The following is a 6,850-nucleotide window of genomic DNA, read 5'->3' on the forward strand; positions in this document are numbered from 1 at the left end:
TATTGTTTTTTAATGGGTAAATGAATTATTTGGGGATGCATTGACGTGTATTAAGAGTTGCTAAAAATTTTCGAAATTTTTTCCACTTTCTAAAATTCTTGCTCCTGAAAAACTGGGAAACTTCAGTAAAAACAATTTCCTTACAAAGCGATTAAATGACCTGTCAGTTTGGCTCTTTCGTGCTATTGCGCAAAAAAATTGTAAGGAATGCGGATCATCCACGACTGATAGGCTAGGAAAGCTTTACGGCGTGTGTCGTTATAACTGTCCTGACATTCATTAATCACTTTTGGAGTATCTAGTATGAACAAAAAAACCTTATCTTTGACTTTGGGCAGCGCGATTGCTACGGCCTTATTAAGTGCCGCACCCACCATTCAGGCCGGTGAAAATCCTTTTGCAATGTCCAACATTAACACCTCGCAACAACTGGCGGCAGCTGACGAAAAAATGCCTGAAGGCGGTTGCAGCGGCAAAATGAAGGAAGGTAAATGCGGCGAAGGCAAATGCGGTGCCAACAAAATGAAAATGAAAGAAGGGGGCTGTAGTGGTGCCGCTATGCCGGAAGAAAAAATGAAAGAAGGCGGATGCAGCGGCAAGATGAAAGAAGGCGGTTGTAGCGGAAAAATGTAACGGCTTTGAGGCCGCCTGTAATGGTTATAGGCGGCTTTGTCTTTCAAATCTGACGATTACGAGGAATACACATGGCGAACATCAAATTAATAGATGAATCTGAAGCCGACGAATCGGTCGTAGCCATCTATAACGACATTAAAAAAACATTTGGCATGGATTTCGTCCCCGGCATGTTCAGGGCTATGGCCAATAACCCAGCTTATTTGGAGGCCAGTTGGAATCGCTATAAAGTGATCATGGGCCCTGGGAAACTGGATCGAAAAACCAAGGAAATTATTGCCGTCGCAGTTTCGGCCACTAACGGTTGCGAGTATTGCATTAACGCACATACCGCCGTGCTTAAGAAAATGGGATTGGGAGACACTGAAATAACTGAGCTTATGGCCGTGGTCGATTTATTCAGCGGCTTTAACAAGCTGCTGGACGGTTTGCGGGTCGAATCCGATATTTTTCCCTAAATAACCCCGCTCACCAGTTTGGCGGACTTACAGAATCGATAATTGGCTAAAAACATGATGAAAACTTTTGCTGTTAACGGGGCAGGACTTGGGTTACGCCGAGAGCTTTTACCCTCACTGGAATCGGGTGTTCCCGATGTGGTTAGTTTTTTTGAAGTGTCGCCGGAAAACTGGATAGATATTGGCGGCAGGTTGGGCAAAATATTTCATTCTTACACGGAGCGGCATACTTTTGTGGCGCATGGGCTTTCTCTATCGCTGGGTGGCCCTGCGCCGTTGGATATACCTTTTTTACTGCGTTTGAAGGATTTTCTCGATGAACACAACTTCGCGCTGTACACCGAACACTTAAGTTATTGCAGCGATGAGGGGCATCACTATGACCTTTATCCTATTCCGTTTACTGAGGAATCGGTGCGTCATGTTGCAGAAAGGATTTATATTACGCAAGATATTCTCGAGCGTCCGATTGCACTGGAAAACGCCTCTTATTACGTCAAGCCGCCGTTAGCCGAAATGGACGAATTGACGTTTATCAATGCGGTACTAACGGAAGCCGATTGCGCTTTTCATTTGGACGTGAACAATATTTACGTCAACAGCCTTAACCATAACTACGATGCGGCCGCTTTTTTAAAAGGTTTGAAGGGTGAACGGATTGTTTACGGGCATGTTGCCGGTCATGATTTGGATAAGTCAGGGATGATTATCGATACGCATGGACAAGCGGCTTGCGACCCCGTTTGGCAATTATTGGAACTTGCTTACCAGACGTTCGGCGTGTTTCCGACTTTATTGGAACGGGATTTTAATATCCCGCCATTGGCGGATTTGTTAGTGGAAGTCGAGCATATTGCCGCGTTGCAACATCGTTTCGACAATAGCTCCTGCATTGCTCTCGATCACCGTTCCAGGCCCGATATCCATGGGGTCGTACCTCCTGATCTGACCTCCACTGATGGCGGGAATGCCGCAAGACTACCGGGAGTAGTCGCGGCCATGCATGTCGTCGGAGAAAGCTCATGATGGCTTTTCAAGAGTTGCAACGGCAATTTTTAGCGCATTTGCGCAACCCCGAGCTACAGCCTTTACCTTCAGGTTTTGATCAGCAGGGTGCCGGCGTGTATGTTGATCTACTGTACAACAAATTCAACGACAGTCTAACAACGTGTTTCCCCGTCACATATGCGATTTTAGGCGAAACAGCTTGGCAACGATTGCTGAAAGATTTTATCGCCGAACATCGTTGCCTGTCGCCTTATTACCGGCAAATTCCCGATGAGTTTATGCGCTATCTGCAAAATGAACGTCAAGTTTTAGACGATCTGCCATTTCTGCCCGAACTGGCGCATTTTGAATGGATAGAGCTGGTGCTATCGATTGCAGAGGCAGAGCCTGTCGTGTCTGAAACACTGACTGATACACACATATTGGATGCCGTGTTGGTGTTTGCTCCGGTCATGAAGCTGTTGCATTACATTTGGCCGGTGCAACAAATCAACCCGGCGTATCAACCTGATGAACCTCCAACGGTCGCCACGCACATTCTCGGATTCCGCGATGCCGCCGACCTGGTGCAGTTTATCTCCATCAATCCGGCGACCTCCAGCCTGTTAATGCACTTACAAAACGGGCATACGGCAACGCAGGTATTGCAAGAGTTGGGTAAAGACTTAATGTCTTCAGAACTATCAAACCTGATGCTGTTTGGTAAAAATATTCTGACCGACTTGCATCGCCAGGGCGCAATTATCGGCATCAATATCCTTTGACTATTTAAAAAGCACATCCACTATGAATGATCATTCTTTATCCGACTCTAACTGCGCTGCTTGCGCTATTTCTTCGATGAGTAGCCGCGTCTGCGCTTTTCCTGGTGAACTGTCCCGATGGTTTGATAGCAATACGAAAGATTTGGCGCCGATATTTCCGAGGTTGCTACTGGCTTATGAATTCGGCGAAGCCGGGCTGGAAAAGCTCAACGGCGACAATAGGTTTACCGATTTGGCGTTTCCGTTTCCGGTGAACCTGTTGCCTGCCGACGTCAGTTGGACATTGGCTACCGGCCTGGAAATTATTGCGCCGGTGGCGCTGATTTTAGGTCTGGCAACCCGGTTTTTCAGTCTGGCGTTAATGCTGTTGACCGTGGTGGCGATTGCCACCGTGCACTCTCCCGCCGAATGGCATAGCCTCGCCGAGCTGTGGAAAGGCTATGCCATTACCGATCAGGGCTACGGCAATTTCAAACTGCCGCTGATGTATTTGCTGCTGTTGTGTTCTCTGGTGTTGAGCGGCAGCGGCCGGTTAAGCGTCGATGCCTGGCTTAAATCGCGACGACAGCCGGTCCATCTCGCTAATAAAAACACATGCTCAACACCGGAGTATATGTGACATGACCTATGGTTAAAATACTGGACAAATGAACGAAATGAGAATTGGCATGAGACCCCTGATTTTCGCGTTATTGACGTTTTTACATCATAGAATGTGTTTGCTGAATTCAGCCGCAACCAGCTAGACGACTGGGAGCATAAAAGTTTTAAAGGCGAAACCGTTATCAATTGCAAACCCTGGATGACGTCATGGTGTTGAAAGCCGACAGCCACGGCGCAGCTCCCGGCTTGTTTAAAGAGCAATGCATTGATTTGGAACAAACGCCGTTTCTGAATTGGTCGTGGCGCATTACCAACCACTTAGAAGGGCTAAATGAACAAAGTAAGGCTGGTGATGATTATGCTGTCCGTATTTATGTGGTGGTCAAGGGCGGTCTGGCGTTTTGGCAGACCAAGGCGATTAATTATGTTTGGGCAAACAATACTGCAAAAGGCCGTGTCTGGCCCAATGCCTTTGCTGGTGATCATGCGATGATGATGGCACGAGGGTGTAAATAATTTCGTGTAACTGCTTATTTTCAGCGTAGTAAAATTCCCTTAGGAGGAATGAAAATGAGCAACATCATCAACGACCCAGTTTTAGTTTCAGCGATTCAGGATTTGGCACGAGGCATTAAGTCGGAGGCCGATCTCTCTTCTTTAACCAGAGAGCTACTCAAAATCACTGTAGAAGCCTCGCTTAATGCCGAAATGGAGGCTCACCTGGGCTATCCCAAGCATTCGCCGACAGGGCATAATTCCGGTAACAGTCGGAATGGCTATGGCAGCAAATCACTTAAAGGCGATCACGGAGTAGATTTAACCCTGGACACTTTGAACGGTGCAGCAATTGCTACTGCTGCACATTGCTATGGTTGCACGGCAGGACAGGGCAGGACAGGGCAGGGCAGCAGTTGCGGCGGCGCTTTATAGGCCAGTCGATCATGAAACCACAACTCAGCATTATCATCCCTGTTGTCAACGAGGCCAGTCAAATTGCCATCAAACTGCAAGCCTTGCAACCGCTACGAGACCGTTGCCAATTGCTACTGGTCGATGGCGGTAGCGACGACAACAGCGCAAAAATCGCCAAACCGCTGGTCGATCAAGTATTACAGAGCTTTCGCGGTCGAGCTCGGCAGATGAATTGCGGCGCGGCGGGGGCGCAGGCCGATGTGCTGTTGTTTTTGCGTGCCGACACCCGTTTACCGGATAACGCCATAAACCTGATATTGCAGGCGGTTACTGATGGATACCAATGGGGTCGATTCGATGTCAGCTTCGACAATCCGCAGCCTGTTTTTAGGCTGATCGCTTTCATGATGAACTGGCGTTCGCGGCTGACCGGCATCGCCACCGGCGACCAGGCCCTGTTCATGACTCGTCAGGCTTTTCAGGCCGTTGTCGGATTTCCTGATATCGCATTGATGGAAGATATTGCTATCAGTGCGCGTCTAAAAAAGCTGGGTAGTCCGTGTTGCCTGACAGCCAAGGTTGTCACTTCGGCACGGCGTTGGCAACAACATGGAATCCTCAAAACCATCCTACTGATGTGGTGGCTGCGACTCAGGTATTTTTTCGGTGCCGATCCCCGCGAGCTGGTAGCCAGCTACTACCGTAGATCTTGATGGAAACAGTTGCCCGTTTTAGCGTATTTCTTGATATTTTATTTGGTATTTTATTAGTGATGGCGACTTTGAATATGTTCCCGTTTAAGCGGGTTGAGCTATGACCACTCTTTTCCCCAACAGCGTACTGCTGATCTTTTGTAAAGCGCCGGTAGCGGGGCAAGTCAAAACTCGGTTGCAACCGACGCTAACCGCAACCCAAGCCGCCGCCGCGCACCGACAACTGACTCGATTGACGCTGGATCGTGCGTTTCAACAGCCATTGTGTGACGTTCAACTTTACTGCACTCCTGATACCAATCATTCATTTTTCGAACAGTGCGCCAAGTATTATCCGTTGGTACTGTCTACGCAATGTGGTTCCGATCTTGGAGATAGGATGCTGAATGCCTTTAGTGACGCCCTGTCACAGTATCGCCATGCGATCCTGATCGGCTGCGATTGTCCAAGCCTTACTGTTGATGACTTGCAGGAAGCCCTGACAGCTCTTCAAAACGGCCAAGATGCCGTCATCGCTCCAGCTGAAGATGGTGGCTATGTGTTAATCGGCCTTAATAGCCCACAACCCGTTTTATTTGAAGGCATAACCTGGGGCAGCGAAAATGTTATGGCGGAAACCAGATCCAGAGCCAAATATGCTTCAATCTCACTCTATGAGCTTGCTAGGCAATGGGATGTTGATACGGCGGAGGATTGGGCTAGATATTTATGCAGCTAAAAACTAAGTATTTTAAGTAACCCACAAAAGAAAGCACATCCGCTGCGAGGCAGGAATCTAGTATTCCCCAGAAGCGATAGCACCGCTCATTACAGTTAGTTTTGTAACTCAGAGGAGATAACGATGGAATTTTTGATCATCTAATAATTGATCATTTGTAAGCGCCCAGCCGCGCCATCTAATCAAGTACAATAAAAACTGGCATCCTCTGTATTTTTTGAAGAGGATGCAGCATGGCCTTATCAGCCCAGTGGCTTACCCATATTCACGCTTGGCAAAGCAGTGGCTTGTCGCAAGCGGCTTACCGGAAATTGTCAATGTAGTTGTCGCCTCGACGGTTAAAACTTACGCTGCTTTTTTGTTTTGAATAATCCTCACCTCCTTGGCCTCATCTTTTTTTGCTTCGGTCTTTTCCGGATTAAGGTGGACTGCTTGGACTCTTTGCCAATTCCGTGTGCTTCCGCTCCAGCGTTGCGGATGTTTAGCACGCGCGGCCCCGTAGACGGTTTTACGGTTATCCAGAAGCTTTTCATCCAAGCCTTCATGACGTTGCGCTGGGGTTACAAAGCGGATAGCGCTGTGGCGATGTTCGTTGTTGTACCATTCCACCAGCCCCGTGACCCATTGACGCGCTTCTGTGACATCGGCGAATGGCTTTAACGGATAGTTAGGGCGATATTTCAAGGTCTTAAACAACGATTCTGAATACGGATTATCGTTACTAACCGACGGCCGACTAAAGGAAGGCATGACACCAAGCTGCTGCAAGGTCGCAAGCATAGACGACCCCTATAGTGGACCCCGAATTCCGGACAATAGTTTAAGCTATGCTCTGTCGAAAAATGAGAAGTAAGAAATGAGCGAAAGCAAACGGAAGATTTTTACAGGGGCGCAAAAAGCCAAGATTGCACTGGAAGCGGTTAAAGGTACAAAGACAATCAATGAAATCGCTCAAGAAAACAGCGTGCATCCTACCCAGGTCAGTCAATGGAAAAAGGACTTGCAGGATAATGCCAGCAGCTTGTTTGAAGGCAAACG

General features: G+C 47.9%; 11 protein-coding genes and 1 pseudogene. 11 read left to right on the forward strand and 1 reads right to left on the reverse strand.

From position 1 onward, the window contains the following. The first annotated feature begins 303 nt into the window (after positions 1-303). The 10 genes from RW114_RS19390 to tnpA all read left to right on the forward strand — a co-directional run bounded on the left by RW114_RS19390 (position 304) and on the right by tnpA (position 6,135). A complete protein-coding gene (locus RW114_RS19390; protein WP_340124390.1) occupies positions 304-633 on the forward strand; it encodes an HvfA family oxazolone/thioamide-modified RiPP metallophore in 330 nt (109 codons plus the stop codon). Between the two features lie 71 nt (positions 634-704). Continuing rightward, positions 705-1,094 carry a carboxymuconolactone decarboxylase family protein gene (locus RW114_RS19395; RefSeq protein WP_340124391.1) on the forward strand — a complete coding sequence of 130 codons (390 nt, stop codon included), beginning with the start codon at positions 705-707 and terminating at the stop codon, positions 1,092-1,094. Positions 1,095-1,148: 54 nt separating this feature from the next. Next, on the forward strand, positions 1,149-2,120 hold the full coding sequence (locus tag RW114_RS19400; protein WP_340124392.1) for an HvfB family MNIO-type RiPP peptide maturase: 972 nt from the start codon (positions 1,149-1,151) through the stop codon (positions 2,118-2,120). Then, positions 2,117-2,866 carry an HvfC family RiPP maturation protein gene (locus tag RW114_RS19405; protein ID WP_340124393.1) on the forward strand — a complete coding sequence of 250 codons (750 nt, stop codon included), beginning with the start codon at positions 2,117-2,119 and terminating at the stop codon, positions 2,864-2,866. Before RW114_RS19400 ends, RW114_RS19405 begins: the two co-directional genes overlap by 4 nt. Before the next feature lie 22 nt (positions 2,867-2,888). Then, the gene (locus RW114_RS19410; protein ID WP_340124394.1) at positions 2,889-3,485 is read left to right on the forward strand and encodes an HvfX family Cu-binding RiPP maturation protein; all 597 of its coding nucleotides are present in this window, start codon (positions 2,889-2,891) and stop codon (positions 3,483-3,485) included. A 170-nt stretch (positions 3,486-3,655) separates the two neighbouring features. Continuing rightward, the gene (locus RW114_RS19415) at positions 3,656-3,985 is read left to right on the forward strand and encodes a DUF3047 domain-containing protein (RefSeq protein WP_340124395.1); all 330 of its coding nucleotides are present in this window, start codon (positions 3,656-3,658) and stop codon (positions 3,983-3,985) included. A 54-nt stretch (positions 3,986-4,039) separates the two neighbouring features. Beyond that, complete coding sequence (locus tag RW114_RS19420; RefSeq protein WP_422614850.1) at positions 4,040-4,399, forward strand: transposase; 360 nt, start codon at positions 4,040-4,042, stop codon at positions 4,397-4,399. Between the two features lie 11 nt (positions 4,400-4,410). Continuing rightward, positions 4,411-5,094, forward strand: coding sequence for a TIGR04283 family arsenosugar biosynthesis glycosyltransferase (locus RW114_RS19425; RefSeq protein ID WP_340124396.1), 684 nt, complete (start codon positions 4,411-4,413; stop codon positions 5,092-5,094). Between the two features lie 100 nt (positions 5,095-5,194). Continuing rightward, on the forward strand, positions 5,195-5,812 hold the full coding sequence (locus RW114_RS19430) for a TIGR04282 family arsenosugar biosynthesis glycosyltransferase (RefSeq protein ID WP_340124397.1): 618 nt from the start codon (positions 5,195-5,197) through the stop codon (positions 5,810-5,812). A gap of 233 nt (positions 5,813-6,045) precedes the next feature. Further along, positions 6,046-6,135 (forward strand): IS66 family insertion sequence element accessory protein TnpA, encoded by a 90-nt coding sequence (gene tnpA / locus RW114_RS21100; RefSeq protein WP_422614851.1) that lies wholly within the window; start codon positions 6,046-6,048, stop codon positions 6,133-6,135. Between the two features lie 22 nt (positions 6,136-6,157). Here tnpA and RW114_RS19435 read toward each other — a convergent pair. After that, positions 6,158-6,601: pseudogene (locus RW114_RS19435) on the reverse strand (integrase core domain-containing protein); the annotation flags it as partial. 67 nt (positions 6,602-6,668) lie between these two features. On the opposite strand from RW114_RS19435, the gene RW114_RS19440 reads away from it, so the two are divergent. Beyond that, positions 6,669-6,850: transposase (locus tag RW114_RS19440; protein ID WP_340124398.1), on the forward strand; the 182-nt coding region annotated here is incomplete at its 3' end.

The organism is Methylobacter svalbardensis (assembly GCF_037671525.1).
GTDB classification, from domain to species: Bacteria; Pseudomonadota; Gammaproteobacteria; order Methylococcales; family Methylomonadaceae; genus Methylobacter_A; species Methylobacter_A svalbardensis.

What these genes read in the sequence shown, in the direction of transcription:
- RW114_RS19425 (WP_340124396.1), top strand. Translation starts at nt 4,411, where the DNA reads ATGAAACCACAACTCAGCATTATCATCCCTGTTGTCAACGAGGCCAGT.
- RW114_RS19390 (WP_340124390.1), top strand. Translation starts at nt 304, where the DNA reads ATGAACAAAAAAACCTTATCTTTGACTTTGGGCAGCGCGATTGCTACG.
- RW114_RS19395 (WP_340124391.1), top strand. Translation starts at nt 705, where the DNA reads ATGGCGAACATCAAATTAATAGATGAATCTGAAGCCGACGAATCGGTC.
- RW114_RS19405 (WP_340124393.1), top strand. Translation starts at nt 2,117, where the DNA reads ATGATGGCTTTTCAAGAGTTGCAACGGCAATTTTTAGCGCATTTGCGC.
- RW114_RS19410 (WP_340124394.1), top strand. Translation starts at nt 2,889, where the DNA reads ATGAATGATCATTCTTTATCCGACTCTAACTGCGCTGCTTGCGCTATT.
- RW114_RS19430 (WP_340124397.1), top strand. Translation starts at nt 5,195, where the DNA reads ATGACCACTCTTTTCCCCAACAGCGTACTGCTGATCTTTTGTAAAGCG.
- RW114_RS19400 (WP_340124392.1), top strand. Translation starts at nt 1,149, where the DNA reads ATGATGAAAACTTTTGCTGTTAACGGGGCAGGACTTGGGTTACGCCGA.
- tnpA (WP_422614851.1), top strand. Translation starts at nt 6,046, where the DNA reads ATGGCCTTATCAGCCCAGTGGCTTACCCATATTCACGCTTGGCAAAGC.
- RW114_RS19420 (WP_422614850.1), top strand. Translation starts at nt 4,040, where the DNA reads ATGAGCAACATCATCAACGACCCAGTTTTAGTTTCAGCGATTCAGGAT.